Source organism: Streptomyces sp. 4N124 (assembly GCF_052245395.1).
GTDB lineage: Bacteria > Actinomycetota > Actinomycetes > Streptomycetales > Streptomycetaceae > Streptomyces.
Map to the genome: position 1 here is coordinate 136,500 of NZ_JBQQBS010000004.1, position 17,699 is coordinate 154,198.

General features: G+C 71.8%; 14 protein-coding genes. 9 read left to right on the forward strand and 5 right to left on the reverse strand.

The genetic code is table 11. The annotated features are described in order from the left end of the window. Nucleotides 1-97: 97 nt before the first annotated feature. The 4 genes from ACTWQO_RS05810 to ACTWQO_RS05825 all read left to right on the forward strand — a co-directional run bounded on the left by ACTWQO_RS05810 (nt 98) and on the right by ACTWQO_RS05825 (nt 2,935). Nucleotides 98-538, forward strand: coding sequence for an ATP-binding protein (locus ACTWQO_RS05810; RefSeq protein WP_443236125.1), 441 nt, complete (start codon nt 98-100; stop codon nt 536-538). A 48-nt stretch (nt 539-586) separates the two neighbouring features. Beyond that, the gene (locus ACTWQO_RS05815) at nt 587-1,294 is read left to right on the forward strand and encodes a class E sortase (protein ID WP_443236126.1); all 708 of its coding nucleotides are present in this window, start codon (nt 587-589) and stop codon (nt 1,292-1,294) included. A 73-nt stretch (nt 1,295-1,367) separates the two neighbouring features. Beyond that, complete coding sequence (locus ACTWQO_RS05820; protein ID WP_443236127.1) at nt 1,368-2,351, forward strand: S1C family serine protease; 984 nt, start codon at nt 1,368-1,370, stop codon at nt 2,349-2,351. A gap of 86 nt (nt 2,352-2,437) precedes the next feature. Next, complete coding sequence (locus tag ACTWQO_RS05825) at nt 2,438-2,935, forward strand: AMIN-like domain-containing (lipo)protein (protein WP_443236128.1); 498 nt, start codon at nt 2,438-2,440, stop codon at nt 2,933-2,935. 18 nt (nt 2,936-2,953) lie between these two features. On the opposite strand, the gene ACTWQO_RS05830 is transcribed toward ACTWQO_RS05825, so the two are convergent. After that, nucleotides 2,954-3,409, reverse strand: coding sequence for a (2Fe-2S)-binding protein (locus ACTWQO_RS05830; protein ID WP_443236129.1), 456 nt, complete (start codon nt 3,407-3,409; stop codon nt 2,954-2,956). Nucleotides 3,410-3,419: 10 nt separating this feature from the next. Then, a complete protein-coding gene (locus ACTWQO_RS05835; RefSeq protein WP_443236233.1) occupies nt 3,420-5,486 on the reverse strand; it encodes a molybdopterin cofactor-binding domain-containing protein in 2,067 nt (688 codons plus the stop codon). 325 nt (nt 5,487-5,811) lie between these two features. On the opposite strand from ACTWQO_RS05835, the gene ACTWQO_RS05840 reads away from it, so the two are divergent. After that, entirely contained in the window at nt 5,812-7,344 is a 1,533-nt protein-coding gene (locus ACTWQO_RS05840; RefSeq protein WP_443236130.1) for a carboxylesterase/lipase family protein, read from the forward strand. A 12-nt stretch (nt 7,345-7,356) separates the two neighbouring features. Here the strand turns inward: ACTWQO_RS05840 and ACTWQO_RS05845 are convergent, their stop codons facing one another. Then, nucleotides 7,357-8,874: a serine/threonine-protein kinase gene (locus tag ACTWQO_RS05845; protein WP_443236131.1), complete on the reverse strand. Its 1,518-nt coding sequence runs from the start codon at nt 8,872-8,874 to the stop codon at nt 7,357-7,359. A 209-nt stretch (nt 8,875-9,083) separates the two neighbouring features. Between ACTWQO_RS05845 and ACTWQO_RS05850 the strand changes: the two genes are divergently transcribed. The 3 genes from ACTWQO_RS05850 (at nt 9,084) to ACTWQO_RS05860 (ending at nt 14,632) form a co-directional block, all read left to right on the forward strand. Then, a complete protein-coding gene (locus tag ACTWQO_RS05850; protein WP_443236132.1) occupies nt 9,084-10,694 on the forward strand; it encodes a flavin monoamine oxidase family protein in 1,611 nt (536 codons plus the stop codon). Further along, complete coding sequence (locus ACTWQO_RS05855; RefSeq protein ID WP_443236133.1) at nt 10,691-11,332, forward strand: Rid family hydrolase; 642 nt, start codon at nt 10,691-10,693, stop codon at nt 11,330-11,332. The genes ACTWQO_RS05850 and ACTWQO_RS05855 overlap by 4 nt, the downstream gene beginning before the upstream one ends. Nucleotides 11,333-11,449: 117 nt before the next feature. Then, nucleotides 11,450-14,632, forward strand: a complete 3,183-nt coding sequence (locus tag ACTWQO_RS05860; RefSeq protein ID WP_443236134.1) for an amidohydrolase family protein — start codon at nt 11,450-11,452, stop codon at nt 14,630-14,632. Here ACTWQO_RS05860 and ACTWQO_RS05865 read toward each other — a convergent pair whose 3' ends face one another. Next, the gene (locus ACTWQO_RS05865; RefSeq protein WP_443236135.1) at nt 14,633-15,352 is read right to left on the reverse strand and encodes an FAD binding domain-containing protein; all 720 of its coding nucleotides are present in this window, start codon (nt 15,350-15,352) and stop codon (nt 14,633-14,635) included. A 123-nt stretch (nt 15,353-15,475) separates the two neighbouring features. Continuing rightward, nucleotides 15,476-16,381, reverse strand: a complete 906-nt coding sequence (locus ACTWQO_RS05870) for a MurR/RpiR family transcriptional regulator (RefSeq protein ID WP_443236136.1) — start codon at nt 16,379-16,381, stop codon at nt 15,476-15,478. A 118-nt stretch (nt 16,382-16,499) separates the two neighbouring features. On the opposite strand from ACTWQO_RS05870, the gene ACTWQO_RS05875 reads away from it, so the two are divergent. Continuing rightward, nucleotides 16,500-17,657, forward strand: coding sequence for a C45 family autoproteolytic acyltransferase/hydolase (locus tag ACTWQO_RS05875; RefSeq protein WP_443236137.1), 1,158 nt, complete (start codon nt 16,500-16,502; stop codon nt 17,655-17,657). The last annotated feature ends 42 nt before the right edge of the window (nt 17,658-17,699 follow it).

Below are 17,699 nucleotides of genomic sequence, written 5' to 3' on the forward strand. Positions count from 1 at the left end.
GATCTCCCATGTCCCCCAGGGGAGTTGGTACACGCCGCTACCCACGGCGACCTTCCTCCGCTCCTCGCGGCGCCCGCCCCCCACGGAAGGCGAACCCGTGTCCCCCAACACGACCTCTTCCCCCCAGTCCTTAGCCGCCGTCGGCCCGGACCGGACCCACTGGCTCGAACTCCCGGCGCACCGCTCCAGCGTCGGAGTGGCCCGCCGCGCGATGAGCGAGCGGCTGACCGCGTGGGAACTTCCGGGCGAGCTGTGCGCGGACGCCGTCCTGCTCCTGTCCGAGCTGGCCACCAATGCCGTACGGCACACCCTCAGTACACGCTTCCTGTGCGGCGTCGGGCTCATCGAGGACGGGTGCCTCCGTGTCGAGGTGCACGACCGCAACCACGTCCGCCAAGGTCTGCCCCCGTGCGCGCCCGGCCCCGACGACGAGGGGGGCCGCGGACTGTTCCTGGTGGATCAGCTGGCCGAGACCTGGGGAGTCGATCGGTCCGGACTCACCGGTGGCAACGCGGTGTGGGCGACGTTGCGGGCCTGAGCGCGCGGCGGGAACGACTGGCCGGCCCTCGTTCGTTTCCCGGGTGCCATGGCCCGCTCCCGAGTTCGTCCCGCCTTCCTGACCGGCGTCGGCATCGCCGTGATCCTCGGCTGCTCCGGCGGCGGGGGCACGACCGGCGAGTCCACGCGGGCCAAGGAGACGACGCCCTCTGCGACGAAGTCGGCGCAGCCCTCATCGCCGTCCCCTTCGGACCGGCCCACCGCCCCCAAGACCGGTAACCAGCGTCAGAGCGCGTGGCTGACCATCGAGGCCATCGGCCTCAAGAACCTGCGTGTCGTCCCGTACGAGGGCACGACGGACGACTGGCCGGGCACACGCATCCAGAACCGCGGCTTCGCCGCCAGCCCGTACGGCCAGCGGGGCGGGGTCGGCCCCGGCGACATCGGCAACTACCTCGTCACGGCCCACCGCCTCTCCGCCGGCGGCCCACTGCGCCTGCTCCCGAGCCTTGACGAAGGGGAGCGGGTCTTCGTCACATCGGCCGGAACGCGGTACGAGTACGAGATCACCGACACGCGGGAAACCTCCTTCCGTTCCGCGCGCTCCCTCGCCGAACAGCGTGCAGCCGTGCCGGGCCTCCCCGGTGAGCGCCCCACTCAGGCCATGATCACCATCTCCACCTGCCTGACACCCGAGGACAACGCGGCCGGGAACTACTGGCGCGACGACAGGGGCAACCCCGAGCACCGCGTCGACAAGATCGGCGTGCTGACTTCGGCGCAGTCGGCGGAGTGAGGTGGGGTCCCCTTTCCGGGGGGCAGGGTGTAAGCATGTAATCAATCCTGTGGACCAGCGGAAGGATCCGCTCGTGGCCGAGACAGTCTCCGAGCCCGACCGCTCCGGCATGGAGCAGTCCGCGCTCGACGCCTACTCCCTGACCGTCACCTCGGTCGCCGCCGAACTCACGCCGAAGGTGGCGGCCGTGAACGTCGCGCACCGCAGGTTCAGAGGGCGCTTCGTGGTCGGCACCGGCTCCGCGGTGGTGTTCACCGACGACGGCTTCCTGCTCACCAACGCCCATGTCGTCGGGCACTCCGACGCCGGTACGGCGTCCTTCGCCGACGGCACGACCACCCCCTTCCACGTCATCGGCGCCGATCCGCTGTCCGACCTCGCGGTGATCCGCGCCGACGGTCCGACTCCGTCCCCGGCCAGGCTCGGCGAGGCCAACGGGCTGCGCGTCGGGCAGCTGGTGGTGGCCGTCGGCAACCCGCTCGGACTGGCCGGCAGCGTCACCGCCGGTGTGGTCAGTGCCCTGGGGCGGTCGCTGCCCACGAGCGCCGGGGCCGCCACCCGCATCATCGACGACGTCGTCCAGACCGACGCCACGCTCTACCCGGGCAGTTCGGGCGGCGCACTCGCCACCGCCGACGGGAGGGTCGTCGGCATCAGCACCGCGATCGCCGAGGTCGGCCTCGGCCTCGCCATCCCGATCAACGCGAACAGCCGCCAGATCGTGGCTGCCCTGCTCTCGGACGGGAGGGTCCGCCGCGCCTGTCTCGGTGTCGCCGGGACCCCCGCACCGCTGCCACCGTCGCTACGGCAGCGGACCGGCCGGCGCACCGGCCTGCGTATCGTCGAGGTCGTACCCGCCTCTCCCGCCGCCCGCTCCGGGCTGCGCACCGGTGACCTGCTGATCACCGCCGGCGGTGAGCCGGTGACCAGTGCGCAGACGCTCCAGCGCCTGATGCTGGAGGACGCCATCGGGCGCCCGCTCGCGCTGACCGCACTGCGCGGCGGCGCCCTCGTGGACGTCATCGCCATGCCCGTGGAACTGCCCGCGGACGACTGAGGGGAGCGGCACAACCCTGGGCCCCACTCGGGTGTCACCACTGATGAGAATCCTCTGTCCCCTCAAGAGAAAGATCGGGGGGCGTCATGTTCAACCGTCCAAGAGGTACCGCCATAGCCGTGGGCGTCCTGCTCACCGCCGCCGGCACCACGATTCCCGCCTCGGCCTCCGCCCAGGCACCGCCCGTCGCGCTCGTCGTCAACGCACGATGGGGCGGGCACTGCACCTACGACCGGCTGGTCATCGACGTCCGGGGCACCATGCCCCCGGTCACCGTGAAGCCGGTGAAGGAACTCCGGTACGACGGCTCCGGGAAGAAGGTCCCGCTCGCCGGGAAGTACTTCCTCGAGATCAAGCTCTCTCCCGCGGCCGCCCACAACGAGGCGGGCCAGTCGGTCTACCGCGGACCCAAGCTGCTGAAGATCCATCTGCCCAAGCTCAAGGGGCTCGCCCTGACCGGTGACTTCGAAGCCGTGGTCACCTTCGGAGCCGCCTTCAACTCCAAGCCCGTCTACAAGACCTTCAAACTGCACTCCCCGGAGCGCTTCGTCCTCGACATCAGGCACGCCAACCGGTGTGCCTGACCACGGCGCCGGCCGCGGTCAGTCCTCGGCGGCAGCCTTCTTGATCGCTTCACGGATCCGGGAGTAGGTGCCGCAGCGGCAGACGTTCTCGATCCGGTCGATGTCCGCGTCGCTCGGATCGGTCGTCCGCTTGAGCAGGGCGGCCGCGGTCATGATCTGGCCCGGCTGGCAGAAGCCGCACTGCGCCACGTCCATGTCGAGCCAGGCCTGCTGGACGGGGTGCAGCCGGTCACCGTCCGCCAGGCCCTCGATGGTGGTGACCTCACGCTGCGCGCAGTCGGCCACGGGGACGACGCAGGGCTGGATCTCCGCGCCGTCGAGATGGCTGGTGCAGGCACGGCAGACACCGACCCCGCAGCCGTACTTGGGGCCGGTCACCTCCAGCAGATCGCGCAGCACCCACAACAGCGGCATGTCGGCCGGTGCCTCGACGGTGACCGGCTTGCCGTTGAGGACGAAGGAGTAGGACGGCATCGGCACCTTCTCAGAAGTTGATCGGGAAGCGGCGGGGCCGGGTCCCGGTCGCGCGGGCGTAGGCGTTGGCGACGGCGCCGGCCGCGGCCGGGACACCGAGTTCGCCGGCTCCGCCGGGCTCCCGGCGGGAGGGCAGGATGTGCGCCTCGAAGTGGAGAGGGGCGTCCTGCTGGCGTGCGTAGCGGAAGTCGGCGAAGCTGTCCTCGCGGACGGCGCCCCGGTCGATGTGCAGTCCGGCCCGCAGCACGGTGGAGATGCCGTCGATCGCGGTTCCCATGAGCTGGGCCTCGAGGCCGCGCGGGTTGACGGCCGTACCGACGTCGGCCGCCATGACGACCTTGGTCACCCGGGGCTGCTTCGGATCGGTGGCGTCGATCTCGACCAGACAGGCCACACAGGAGCCGTACTCCTCGTGCACGGCCACACCCTGGGCCCGGCCGTCCGGCAGGGCCCTGCCCCATTTCCCGGCGGCGGCGACCTTGTCCAGTACGGCTTTGACGGACTTGCTCCTGAGTGTCGTACGACGGAAGGCGACCGGATCCTTGCCCAGGCTCCTGGCGATCTCGTCGACGACGATCTCCTCCGCGGTCCGCGTCGTCCCGGAGTCCACCGAGCGCCAGGCGCCCAGCGGCATCGCCAGCTCCACCGAGCCCGAATCCCCTGAAATACGCCCGAAGTTGTAGAGGCCGCTGTCGCTGGGGAGCGGGGCCGCGGCGCCCTGCGTGGAAAGTCCGTCGTACGACTCGCTCACCGACGCCGTCGCATGGGCGAAGGCCACCACCCGGCCCCGTGCGTGGCTGGCGCGGATCCGGTGGTGGGAGGCCGGGCGCATCCTGCCGTGCCGGATGTCGTCGGCGCGGCTCCACATCAGCTTCACCGGCCGGCGGGCGGCCTTCGAGATCAGGGCCGCCTCGATCGCGAAGTCGTAGTTCAGCCGCCGCCCGAACGAGCCGCCGCCCCGCAGGACATGGACCTTGACCTTCGACGCCGGCAGGCCGACGGCGGAGGCGATGCTGTCCCGTGCGTCCATGGGGGTCTGGGAGGAGAACCAGAGCTCGGCGCGATCGGCCCGCACATCGGCCACCGTGGTCAGTACCTCCATCGGCGCATGGCTGACGAAGGCGAACTCGAACTCGCCCGCCACCTGCGCCGATCCCCGGGGCGGAGCCCCGAGCGCGGGGACGGCGGCCCGCAGCCGGGCGCGGATCGCGGCGTCGGACAGCCGGGCCAGCGGACCAGGAGCCCAGGTGATGCGCAGGGCGTCCCTGGCCTTGAAGGCGTGATGGAAGGAGTCCGCCACGACGGCGACACCGGTGTCGACCTTGACGACCTTCAGGACACCCGGCATCGCCCGCGCCACCCGCGAGTCCACCGAGACGACCTTCCCCCCGATCGTCGGCGGCCGGGCCACCACGGTCGGCTTCGCTCCGGCCACCGACAGGTCTCCGGTGTACTTCGCCTTGCCTGTGACGATGTCCCGCGCGTCGATCCGGGTCGCCGGCCGCCCGATCACCCGGTGCCGGGACGCCGGTTTTGGCTTGCTGGAGACCGCCGGCCGACGGATTCCGGCCGCGCTCGCGGTCAGGGAGCCGTACGTGGCCGTACGTCCGTCCGGCGCGATGACCATGGTGTTCCACGTACGCAGGGTGCGGGCCGGAAGGCCCCAGCGCCGGGCCGCCGCGGTCACCAGCCGGGCCCGTGCGGTGGCGGCCAGGTTGCGCGCGGGGCCGTACAGCGAACTGACCGAGTTCGAACCGCCCGTGTACTGATTGCCCTTGCTGCGGGCGTCGGCGAGCGGGATGCGCACATCCACCAGCCGGGCGTCCAGTTCCTCGGCGATCATCATGGCGACCGCGGTGGTGATGCCCTGGCCGACCTCGACCCGCGGCAGCCGTACGACCACCTTGTTCGCCTCGGTGACCTCCAGGACGAGCATCTCCTCGTCGGTGCCCCGCACGACGACGTCGGATGCCCCGCGCGCGCCCTGAGCCCTCGGCTCCGCACCTTCGGCCCGGGGCGCGTCGCAGCCGAGGGGAGCCGCGACGGTCAGCGTGGACGCGGCGAGCGAATAGACCATGAACCCCCGGCGCGACACCCCCCGCCGATCCGGCCCGTCCTTGGACGTGTCGGCGCCCATGGCGGAAGTCTCGATACCGTCCAACGAACACTCCTCTCCGTGCGCTCGCCCCCTTGCCCTGATATGAGGGTCCGGATCGCCTGGAGGTTGCATGGCACGGCAGTTGAAACCACGGCCCGCGCGCTGGGCGGGCAGGGCGGGCCGGACGAATTGAATTTCGTGCCCGCGGGCCCTTCCTCGGTTCGCGAAGCGAAGTATTGTTCACAGGCCAGAAACACTTCCGGCTGCTCCAGAAGCCGGACGGAGGTCCCTCGAGGAGTCGGCTATGAGCAGTGGCGAGTTTCCGGAGGCCATGACCGCGGCGGGTGCGGTCCGCGGTCGCCGTGAGGAGGGCCTCGCGGTCTTCCGTGGCATCCCGTACGCGCAGCCGCCGGTGGGCGCGGCGCGCTTCGCGGCGCCCAGGCCGGCGGACCGCTGGGACGGGGTGCGGGAGGCGTTCGTTTTCGGGCCGCCTCCGCCGCAGGAGCCGATGGGGCCCGTGCCCGTCGCCGCCGTGGACCCCGCCGCCGGGGACGAGTGGCTGACGGTGAATGTCTGGACGCCCGACGCGGATCCCGCGGCCCGCCGGCCGGTGATGGTGTGGATCTACGGCGGTGCCTACAAGATGGGCTCCGCCGACGATCCCGCCTACGACGGCAGCCGCCTTGCCCGCGACGGTGACCTCGTCGTGGTCACGCTCAACTACCGCGTCGGCATCGAGGGATTCCTCGAGATCGAGGGCACCCCCGCGAACCGGGGGCTGCTGGACCAGGTCGCCGCCCTGGAGTGGGTGCGCGAGAACGTCGCCGCGTTCGGCGGCGACCCCGGCCAGGTCACCGTCTTCGGCGAGTCGGCCGGCGCCGGATCCATCGCCGCGCTGATGACCATGGACCGGTCCCGCGGCCTGTTCCACCGGGCGATCGCCCAGAGCGTGCCCGGCACCTACTTCTCAGCCGCGCTCGCCCGGGACATCGCCGAGGCCCTGGCCGGTGAACTGGGGCTGCGTCCGACGGTCGCCGACCTGTCCGGCGTGGACCCGCGCAAGCTGCCCGAGGCCGGGGCCGCGCTGACCGCCCGCATGCGCGAGTACGTGCACCGGTGGGGCTCCGTCGCCCTCACCCCCACACCCTTCTCGCCGGTGGTCGACGGTGACGTTCTGCCCACCACACCGTGGGAGGCGCTGGCGAGCGGTGCCGCGCGCGACGTGGAGCTGATCACCGGGCACAACCGGGACGAGTTCCGCCTCTTCCTCCTGCTCGGCGGGATGCTCGGCCGGGTCGACGAGGGGCTGGCGTCCATGGCTCTCGGCATGTTCGGGCCGACGCCGGACGCCGAGCGGGACTACCGCGCCGCGTTCCCGGAGGCCTCCGCGGAGTACCTCTTCGAACTCGTCCAGTCCGACTGGCTGTTCCGCATGCCCTCACTGCACCTGGCCCAGGCACAGGCCGCGGGCGGCGGCCGGGCCCACCTGTACGAACTGACCTGGCCGGCCCCGGCGAACGGCGGCGCCCTGGGCGCCTGCCACGGCCTCGACGTGCCGCTGACCTTCGGCATCTACGGCGGCCTCGGCCAGCTGCTCATCGGGACCGCGCCGACCCCCGAGACCGAGGCCCTCTCCGCCCGCTTCCGCTCCGCGTGGACCGACTTCGCCACCACGGGCGACCCGGGCTGGCCCGCGTACGACCCCCAGCAGCGCCTCGTGCAGCTTCTCGACGTCGAGGCGCAGGTCACCGCCTACCCGGAGGAGGCCTCCCGGCGCCTGTGGGAGCAGCACACGTTCGCCGCGCTGCCCCTGACGACACCGTCGGCCGACCGGTAGTGAGGCCGCCCGTCAGCCGGAGGCGCGGGTGCAGCGGCCCGTAGGGCTCGTCGCCGGCGGTCGGCACTGGAGAGCGAAGTCGGCCGGGCTGGTGCTCAGATAGCGGCCCATGCAGGTGTTCGGCGTCGTCCGCCCGCGCTCGGCGCAGAAGGACAGTGCCGCCCGGCCGTCGGCGAACGGGCCCGGGGCGTAGAACACCCAGTAGCCCGGGCGGAGCGAGGCGAAGTCGTCACTGCGCACGTAGACGGCCTCGGGCACCGACTCGCGGATCACGGCGAGGCGTTGATCGCGGGCCGCGGTGCCCGTCGAGACCGGTTCGGAGTGGAGCTGGGCGACCCAGCCGCCGTCGCCGGCCGGTCTGGAGGACGGCGCGGACTCGGGCGGCGCGGCTGACGGTGTGCGTTCGGGCGTCTCAGTAGGGCTGGGACTGGTGCGGGCGTCCGGAGCGGAGGGCGTGCTCGCGGTGGCGTCGCGCTCCGCGCCCGCCTTCTTCTCCTTGTCGCCGGAGCCGGAGCCGGGCAGGGCGAGGGCGAGAGCCACCGCCGCACCGACGGCCACGACGGCGGCCACGGCGACGAGGACCGGAGTACGGCGGCGGCCCGACAGCTGAGGGCGGGTGGGGTCCTGCGGTGCGGGCGTCACCACAGGCGCCGGCGGCGGAGGCGGAGTTGGAGTAGTGGTCGGCGTCGGTGCCGCGACGAGTGTCGGCTGCGCCCAGTGCGGTGCGGTACCGGACTCGACCTGCGCCAGCATCGCGTCCAGCTGCTCGGCGCGGGGGCGTGCCGCCGGGTCGCGTACCAGGAGGGACTGGAGCACGGGGGCGAGTGGGCCGGAGCGCACGGGCGGGGGCACCGGGTCCTCGAGCACCGCGGCCAGCGTGCCGAGCGTGCTCGTGCGGCGCAGCGGACTCACGCCCTCCACGCACACGTACAGGACCAGCCCCAGGGACCACAGATCGGACGCCGGGTCGTTGTCGCGCCCGCGGAGGCACTCGGGAGCGATGTACTCGGGCGAGCCGACGAATTCGCCCGTGGCCGTCAGCGCGGTCGCCCCCTGGAGGGCGGCGATGCCGAAGTCGGTGAGCACGGCGGTGCCGTCGGGGGAGAGGAGGATGTTCGCGGGTTTGACGTCCCGGTGCCGGATGCCGGCCGCGTGCGCGGTGCGCAGGCCGGAGAGCACCTGACGGCCGATGCACGCCGCCTCCACCGGGACCAACGGGCCGTCGGCCAGCCGCTGTTGGAGCGAAATGCCCGGCACCAGCTCCATCACGATCCACGGGTGGGGGTCCGCCTCGATGATCTGATGGACCGTCACCACATGCGGGCTGTTGAGCCGCGCCAGTGCCCGCGCCTCGCGCATGACCCGCTCGCGTACGACGGGAGAGTTCTCGGCGTCCGGGCGTACGGCCTTGAGGGCGACCTCGCGATGCAGCACGGTGTCCCGGGCCCGCCATACCGTGCCCATCCCCCCGCTGCCGAGCCGCCCGAGCAGTTCGAAGCGTCCGTCGACCATGTCCCCTGGTGCGTTCACCCGCCAAAGGTTAAGGCAGTGGCCGGCTCCCGATCGCGTCCACCCCACTCGCATGCTCATGCCACGGATACGTCATTGGTATGGAGCCGTAACACCCCTGACGGACGCTCATGGGGTTCCTCCGGTCTCAGCGACAACTCGCCCCCCACGTGACCGGGTTGATCGGACGATGACGCGTCCGGACAGCGGGCGCGGATGTGGAGGAGTGGATGGCTGAACAGAGATCCGCGGCATCCAGGCGCGACTTCCTGCGTTCCGTGGGGGTCGCCGGGGGCGCGGGGGTGCTCTACTCGGCGATGGGCGCGCTGGGACTCGCGCCGGTGCCGGACGTACGGGCAGCGGAGTACCGGGCACCCAGCGGGAGCGACTTCGCACTCAGTGGCCACAGCGCCAAGAAGGTCCTGGTGCTCGGCGGTGGCATCGCCGGCCTGGCCACCGCGTTCGAACTGCGCAAGGCGGGATACGACTGCCGGATCCTGGAGGCGAAGGACCGGCCCGGCGGCCGCAACTGGACCGTGCGCGGCGGCACCACCCTGACCGATCTGGACGGCCGGAAACAGACAGCGTCGTTCTCCAAGGGCCAGTACATGAACGCGGGGCCCGCCCGGCTGCCCCAGTCGCATGTCACGCTCGAGTACTGCCGTGAACTCGGCGTCCCCGTCGAGGTGTTCACCAACCAGAACGCCAACGCGTACATCTACCACGAGAACAGCGCCGCCCTCGCCGGACAGCCGATCCGCTGGCGCACCGCGAAGGCCGACGTCTTCGGCTACGTCTCCGAACTCCTCGCCAAGGCCACCGACCAGGGCGCCCTCGACGCGCGGCTCACCGCCACCGACAAGGAGCGGCTGATCGCCTTCCTGCAGAACTTCGGTGCCATCAAGGGCAAGGCGGACGGCTTCGCCTACACGGGCACCGACCGGCGCGGTTACTCCGTAGAGCCGGGGGCCGCGTTCGAGGCGGGCACAGTCCTGGGGTCGGTGCCCTCGCTGTCGGACGTCATCGCGAGCGGTGTCGGGCAGCGCTTCTCCTTCGAGTTCGGCTATGACCAGGCCATGCTCATGTTCCAGCCCGTGGGCGGCATGGACGCCATCCCCCACGCCCTCGCCGAGGCGATCGGACGGGACCGGATCACGTACGGCGCCGAGGTGCTGGAGGTGAAGAACCTGGCGGACGGCGCCGACGTCACCTACAAGGACGCGCAGGGCCGTACCCGCACCCGTCACGCCGACTTCGTGGTGGCCGCCGTGCCGCCCATGGTCATGGCCCGCATCAAGCACAACCTCGGCGCCGACGTCACCGCCGCGCTGAAATACCCGAGTCCGACACCCGTCGGCAAGATCGGCCTGGAGTACCGCAGCCGCTGGTGGGAGACCGACGAGCACATCTACGGAGGGATCACGCCCACCGATACGGACCTGGCCACCATCTGGTATCCGTCCCACGGCCACTTCGGCCGCCGCGGCACCCTCATCGGCTACTACAATTTCGGCGCGAACGCCCTCGCGTACAGCGCCCTGCCGCACAAAGAACGCGTCGCGCGGGCGGTGAGCCGCGGTGTGAAGATCCACGGCGAGAAGTACCGCACCGAACTCGACCGCTCCTTCAGCGTGGCCTGGCACCGCACCCCGCACATCGAGGCCGGCTGGGTGGGCTGGCCCTCGCAGAACGGACCCGAGTACCGGCTTCTCAACCAGCCCGCAGGACACGTGTACTTCGCCGGCGACTGGCTCAGCCACGTCATCGCCTGGCAGCACGGCGCGTTCACCTCGGCCCGCAAGGTCGTGACCGACATCCACGAGAGGGTGATGGCCGCATGAAGCGGCGTACGAAGGCAGTCATCGGTACGGCGCTGACCGCGTCGCTCCTCACCGGCGGCACCGCGCTCGCCGACGCCCGGGGCTGGTGGCCCGGCGCCAAGGAGGTGCGCGTCATGCTGCCCGAGGGCCAGTCCAACCCGGCCATCGCGAACGGCGTTGCGATGGGCGGGGAGGTGGCCGTGTACCAGAGCAGCGGTCTCGGGCCCTCCGCGCTCAACCCCTCGGCGCCGCAAGGCACCCCGGAGTACTACACCGACCCGTCCCTCACCGAGGGCGCCGAAGGGGTCACGATCACCGAGGCACAGGCGCTCGTCGTGCTGCGCAACATCAAGACCAACCTGGCGGCCGCGGGCCTCACTCCGGCCGACGTCATCACGATGAAGTGCTATCTGATGAAGCCGCCCGGCACCGAGACCGCCGATTACGCGGGCTGGAACCGCGCCTACCGGCAGTATTTCGCCAACATCGACCTGACGACACATCAGGTCGTGCCGGTGCCCATGGGCACATCCGCCCCGAAGCAGCCGCTCCTCGCCAACAAGGCGCGCCCGGCGCGCGCCACGATGGAGGTGGCCTCCCTCGCCGTCAAGGGCTGGCTGGTGGAGGTCGAGGTCACCGCGGCGTACCGGAAACGCTGAGGAGTGAAGATCGGCTGAGATACGTCGGGGCGGGGTCCGCAAGCGGGCACCGCCCCGTACGTTGCCCTCAGCGGTCTCTCTTGTCCGGCACACCAACTCCGTGCACTGGGAGCTCTCTTGGACACCGAAGGCACCTCGGACGCCCCCCGTTCCGGCCCGCTCTCCCGTCGTAGATTCCTTCAAGCCACCGCCACCGCCACCGCCACGGCCACCGCGCTCGCCACCGTCACCGCGACCGCCGCGTCCGGTACGACGACCCTCACCTTCACCGCGGCAACAGGCGGTTCCGCGACCCTCGCCCCCTCCGGGGACCGGCTGATCGCCGAGGTCCAGAACGTTCTCTGGTCCGTCCCCCGCGACGGAGGCCCCGCCGTCGCACTCACCCCGCCCGGCCTCGAACCCACGCGCCCGCAGTACTCGCCCGACGGCAGCCGTCTCGTCGTGTGCGCCTACCGAGGCGGCGGCTTCCACCTCTGGACACTGCGTCCCGACGGCACCGGGCTGCGCCGGCTCACCGACGGGCCGTGGGACGACCGGGGTCCGGCCTGGTCGCCGGACGGCACCCGGATCGCGTTCGCCTCCGAGCGCGGCGGCGACACCGTGACCGGCGCCCCGTACCGCATCTGGGTCGTGGACGTGCGCACGGGCGCGCTGACCCGGCTCACCGGCCGCCCCGGCCAGGAGGGTCCCGGACAGGGCGCCCGCTGGGAGGACTTCGACCCCACCTGGTCGCCGGACGGCGAGCGGGTGCTCTTCGTCCGTGCGGCCGTCACCGAGACGGGCACCCTCCGCGCGACCACCGTCGCGTCGGTGGCCGCCGACGGCTCGGGCCCGGTCACCACCGAGCACACCGACGACTCCGGTGCCCAGCTGATGACCCCCGCCGTCTCGCCCACCGGACGGCTGACCTACCTGCGCACCACCGCATCGCCCGCGGCCTCCTGCACCCTGATCGTCGACGGCGAACCGGTCGCCCTCGCCGGCGACGTCCTCCCGGCGCCGCCCCGCTGGACGGACGGCGAGCGCCTGCTGCTGAACATCGACGGCCACTTCCGCCTGGTCGACCCGGCTACCCCGGGCGACGGCGAGGAGATCCCGTTCACGGCCACGCTGCCCGTGGACCGGCCCCGCTACCGCGGAAAGTCGTACGACTTCGGCGGCGCCGGCAGCCGTCCCGTCCGCGCGCTGCACCTGCCCGCCCTGTCCCCGGACGGCCGCTCCGTCGCCTTCGCCGCCCTGAACGCGCTGTGGACCGCCGACACCACGGGCGGTCGCGCACCGCGCAAGGTCCTCCAAGTCCCCGCCACGCGCTATGTGCTGGCGCCGACATGGACGCCCGACGGCAGGGCGCTGGTGTGCTGCGATGACCGCGACGGCCTGCTCGCCGTGCGGCGCCACGACCTCGGCTCCGGCGAGGAGACCGTGCTCGCCCAGGGTGGCCGGGTCTTCCCGGCGCTCTCACCGGACGGGACGCGGCTGGCCTGCCTGGACATGTCCGGCAACCTCGTGGTGCGCGACCTGCCCGACGGCGCCGAACGGGTCCTCGCCGCTCCCCTCGGCGCGGGCGGACTGCCCGGCCGCCCCAGCTGGTCGCCGGACGGCCGGTACGTGGCTCTGTGCGACCGCAACCGCCTCAACCAGCGCTTCCGTGAGGGCTACAACCTCATCCGGGTCGTCGACACCACCACCGGGACCGCCGTCCTGCACGCCCTCGCCCCGCACACCTCGCTCGCGGACCGCTACGACTCCGGGCCCGTCTGGTCCCCGGACGGCCGCTGGATGGCCGTGGTCGCGGAGTCGGCGCTGTGGCTGCTGCCGGTCCGGCCCGACGGCACCCCCGACGGTGAGCCGCGCCAACTCACCACCGAGCCCGCCGACCACCCTTCCTGGTCCGCCGACGCCCGCACCCTCCTCCACCTCTCCGCGGGCACCCTGCGTCTGATCGACATCGGCACCGGCAAGTCCCGTACCGTGCGCGTCCCGCTGGACTACCGCAGACCGCGCCCGGCCGACACGGTCGTGCGCGCGGGCCGCCTCTGGGACGGCACCGGGTCCGAAGTGCGCGAGGACATCGATGTCGTGATCCGCGACGGCCGTATCGCGGAGGTTTCACCGCACCGCGGCGGCCGCCCGGCCGCACGCCACATCGACGCGAGCGACCGCACCGTGATCCCGGGCCTGTGGGACGCGCACACCCACCCCTGGCAGTCGACTTACGGTGGTCGCCAGACCGCCCTCCAAGTCGCCTACGGCGTCACGACGGCCGTCTCGCTGGGAGGCTTCGCCTACGAGCAGGCCCGCATCCGGGAAGCGGTCGCCGCCGGGGCCCTCGCCGGACCCAGGCTGCTGGCCACCGGCGAACTCCTGGACGGGCCGCGTGTCGCCTACAGCATGGGCCGGGCCCACGGCACCCCCGAGGGCCTGCGCCGTTCACTGGCACGCGGGGCCGCGCTGGACTGGGATTTCGTGAAGACGTACGTAAGAGCCCCGGGCTGGGTGATGAAGGAGGCCGCCGACTTCGGGCACCACCGGCTCGGCGTGCGCAGTGGCAGCCATCTGTGCACGCCGGGTGTGCAGTTGGGACAGGACCTGACGACCCATCTGCAGGCCACGCAGCGGCTGGAGTTCGGGCACGCGACCTCCGCCGCAGGGCGTGCGTACCAGGACGTCGTGGAGATCTACACCCGCGCCGGCTTCCACCTCGTGGCCACACCGTTCACGGCCGCGCCCCTGCTCGGCGCCGACCCCGCGCTCGCGGACGACCCGCGCGTCACCGCTCTGATGCCGCCGTGGGACACCGCGCTGGTAGGGCAGCAGGCCGGGGTGCCACCGACCGAGGCCCAACTGGCGACGCTGTCCCGGGAGATGGACGTCTACCGGCGCATCCTGGCGGGCGGCGGCATGATCGCGCTGGGCACGGACCAGCCGCTCGTCCCGGTCGGGCTGCATCTGCACCTGGCCCTGCGCGCACTGCACCGCTCCGGCCTGTCGCCGGCCGACGCGCTGCGCACCGCAACCCTGCTGCCCGCACGGGTCTTCGGCGCCGACGACGATCTGGGCACGGTGGAGGAGGGCAAGCTCGCCGACCTCACCCTCGTCGACGGCGACCCGTTCACCGACTTCGCCACCCTGATCCGCACGGTCGCGGTCCTGCGCGGCGGCATCCTGTTCGAACAGGCTGACCTGGTCGAGGCCTTCGAGTCCGCGCAGTCGTACCGGGCGTCGGCTGCCCAGGACTGGCTGGAGGTCAGCCGCCAGATGCGGCGTGAAGGGTGCTGCGACCCGGAGAGCGGGGCCTGATCACCCGCTGACGGAGCGGGTCAGCAGTTCGGTGGCGTGCCGGCGGACCGTCTCCCAGGCGGTGGAGTCGAGTGTGCCGAGGTCGGTGCGGTGCAGGGCGTCGAGCGCGTCCGCGCTGTCTTCGGCACACGCGACACTGCCGCTGAGGACTTCGTAGCCGTCGCGGACGGCGACGCGCAGTCGGTTGCCGCCGTCGTCGGCGTGCAGGGCGGAGGCGACGACGAACGGAGGCGGTCCGCCCGCTTCGGCCTCCAGTTTGCGATAGCCGCTGATGATCGGTGCACTCCAGCGCAGGCCGACCAGCAGATGGTGTTTGGCCAGCACGTCGGAGAGGTCGGTCTCGAAGAGCCCCTCCGGTTCCAATACCACCGCGCGGGCGTCCAGTACGACTGCCGCGGGCAGCAGACAGCGCAGCGTGCTGCCGACCAGGTTGCCGCCGACCGTGGCCGCCCGGCGCACCGCTCCGGTTCCGACACCGGCCGCCGCCCGGTGCAGCACCTCCGGCACACGGTCGTCGATCTGATGCAGCACGACGGCCGCGCCCAACTCCTCGGCCCCGATCGTGTTGGCCTCCGGCAGTTCGCGCAGCGACACGGCCAGTTCGGGGAAGCCGTCCCGCTGCCAGGTGGCCCACACCAGCGTCGCCCCGCCTATCGGCACCGCCCCGTCGGCCAGGCACTCCTGCACTTCGGGTATGGACGTAGGCAGACGCAACTGCACGGCGACCGACCTGCTTTCCCGGAAAGTTGGCGGCGGGGGAGGCGTCAGGACACCTCGGCCACATGATCACTTCTATGGCGCATTCTTACCCACATACGCGGGGCGCATACAGGGCTCAACGCGTCACCGCGTGCGCCCCCCTGGGTTGAGCAACTGGCCGCGCAGAGCGTCGAGCTGGTGGGCGTGCTCGACGGCGGACGTCTCGTCGAGCGTGGTGAGGGCGAGCAGGAGGACGTCCGCGATGACGAGGCCGGTCAGCGCTTCATTGGTGCTTCCGGTCGGGGTGTAGGGGGCGAGCAGGACCGAGTCGACGCGGTCCCCGAAGGCCTCGCTCAGTTCGTCGGTCACGAAGACGACCCGGGCGCCGACCGCGCGGGCCCGTTCGACCAGCACGGTGAGTTCGGACAGCGGCCGCCCCGGCTGGAAGATCACGACGGCATCGCCCTGGCCGAGGGCGAGCAGCGCGTCGGCGAGGGCGAAGCCGGTGTCTCCGACGAAGCGGGCCCGGCGGCCGATGCGGCCGAGGGAGCGGGCCAGGTGGCGTGCCGCCAGTTCGCAGGCGGCCACTCCGTAGCAGAGCACCTCGCGGGCCTCGGCCAGGACCGTGACCGCTCGTTCCAGAGCCTTGGTGTCGGCGAGCCGGCGGCACTGGTCGACGCGTTCCTGGGTCTCGTCGAAGACGTCGTTCCAGATCTTGTCGAGGTCCTTGCCGACATGGGCGATGCGCTGGGCGAGCCGGACGTCGGGGGCCTGGGCGGCGGTGAAGTCGGCGGCCAACTCCCGCTTGAGCGCGGGCAGTCCGGCGTATCCCAGGCGCTGGAGGGCGCGTACGACGGTGGCGTTGCTGGTGCCGCTGGCGGTGCCCAGCTCCTGGGTGCTGGCGAACATCACCTGTTCCACCGGGGCGCTCACCAGATACTGCGCGACGGTCCGCTCGGAGGCGGACAGCTCCTCCCACAGCTCGCGGACGGTGGCCCGCAGGCGCGTCAGGCCTCCGGGGGCCGCACTGCCTGCCTGTGAAATTTCCATTACGACTCTTGACTCCCGTGGCATCGACGTTACGCTCTGAACAACTCGTTCCAAGAACATGAACACCTGGAATGAATGTTACGGCACTCGGTCTGTCGGTCCTCCTAGGAGCCTCTCAATGAAACGCAGCCTTCCGGTCGTTGACATCTCCGGGACCCCGTCCCAGAGGGGCCGGCAGTACGGAGAGGCCGTGGCGCCCCAGCTGGGCGCAGCCCTCGACTACTACGCGGAGGCCTTCGGTGTGTCCTCCGGCCTGACCTGGCCGCAGGTCACCGCGCGTGCCGCCCGCTGGCTGGAGCCCGTCCGTGACTACGCGCCCCACCTGCTGGAGGAGATGCAGGGCATCGCCGACGGTGCCGGCGTCGACCTGCTCGACGTGCTCGCGCTGAACGCACGCGGCGAGGTCATCTACGACGACTCCTTCGCGCGGATGCGGGAAGGGCGTACGACCGTAGCGGAGGAGGAGCCCGCCGAGGGCTGCACCTCGTTCGCCGCGTACGGCCCGGCGAGCGGTGACGGCCATGTGTGGGCGGGCCAGAACTGGGACTGGCGGGCGGGAGTCGGCGACACCGTCGTCATGCTCCGGATCGTCCAGCCGCCGAAACCCACCGTGATCATGCAGGTGGAGGCCGGGCAGATCGGCCGCCAGGGCGCCAACTCCGCGGGCATCGCCCTCAACGCCAACGGCCTCGGCGGACGCTTCGACGACGCCGTGGGACTGCCGCAGACCGTGATCCGGCGCAGCGTCCTGGACCAGTCGAGCATCACGGACGCGCTGGAGGTGCTCTGCCAGACCCGTGCGCACATCGCCAGCAACGCCCTGCTGACCTGCCGTGAAGGCTTCGCCGTCGACATCGAGACCACCCCGGCAGGCCACGGCTGGATGTACCCGACGGACGGACTGCTCGTACACGGCAACCACTACCAGGCCGGCGTCCCCGTCGCCCTCGCCGCGGACTACCGGCCGCTTTCCCCCGACTCGCTCGTCCGCGTCCCCCGCGCCGAGGACGGCCTGCGTCTGCTGCGCGAGGCCACCGGTCCGGACGAGTCCCGCAAGCTGATCAAGCAGGCGATGTCGGACCACCTCGGCTTCCCCGAGTCCCTCTGCACCCACGCCGACCCACGCAAACCCGAGGTCAGGCACTGGTCCACACTCGTGTCCTCCTGTGTGGACCTCACCGCGGGCGACTACCACGTCACGGCCGGCACCCCCTGCGACCGCGAGTACCAGCACCTGCCCTGGAACCTCTACGACGGCCCCCACGCCCCGAACTGATCCGGTCTTCCGCACCCCCCACATGCCGAAGCTCCCCGCCCT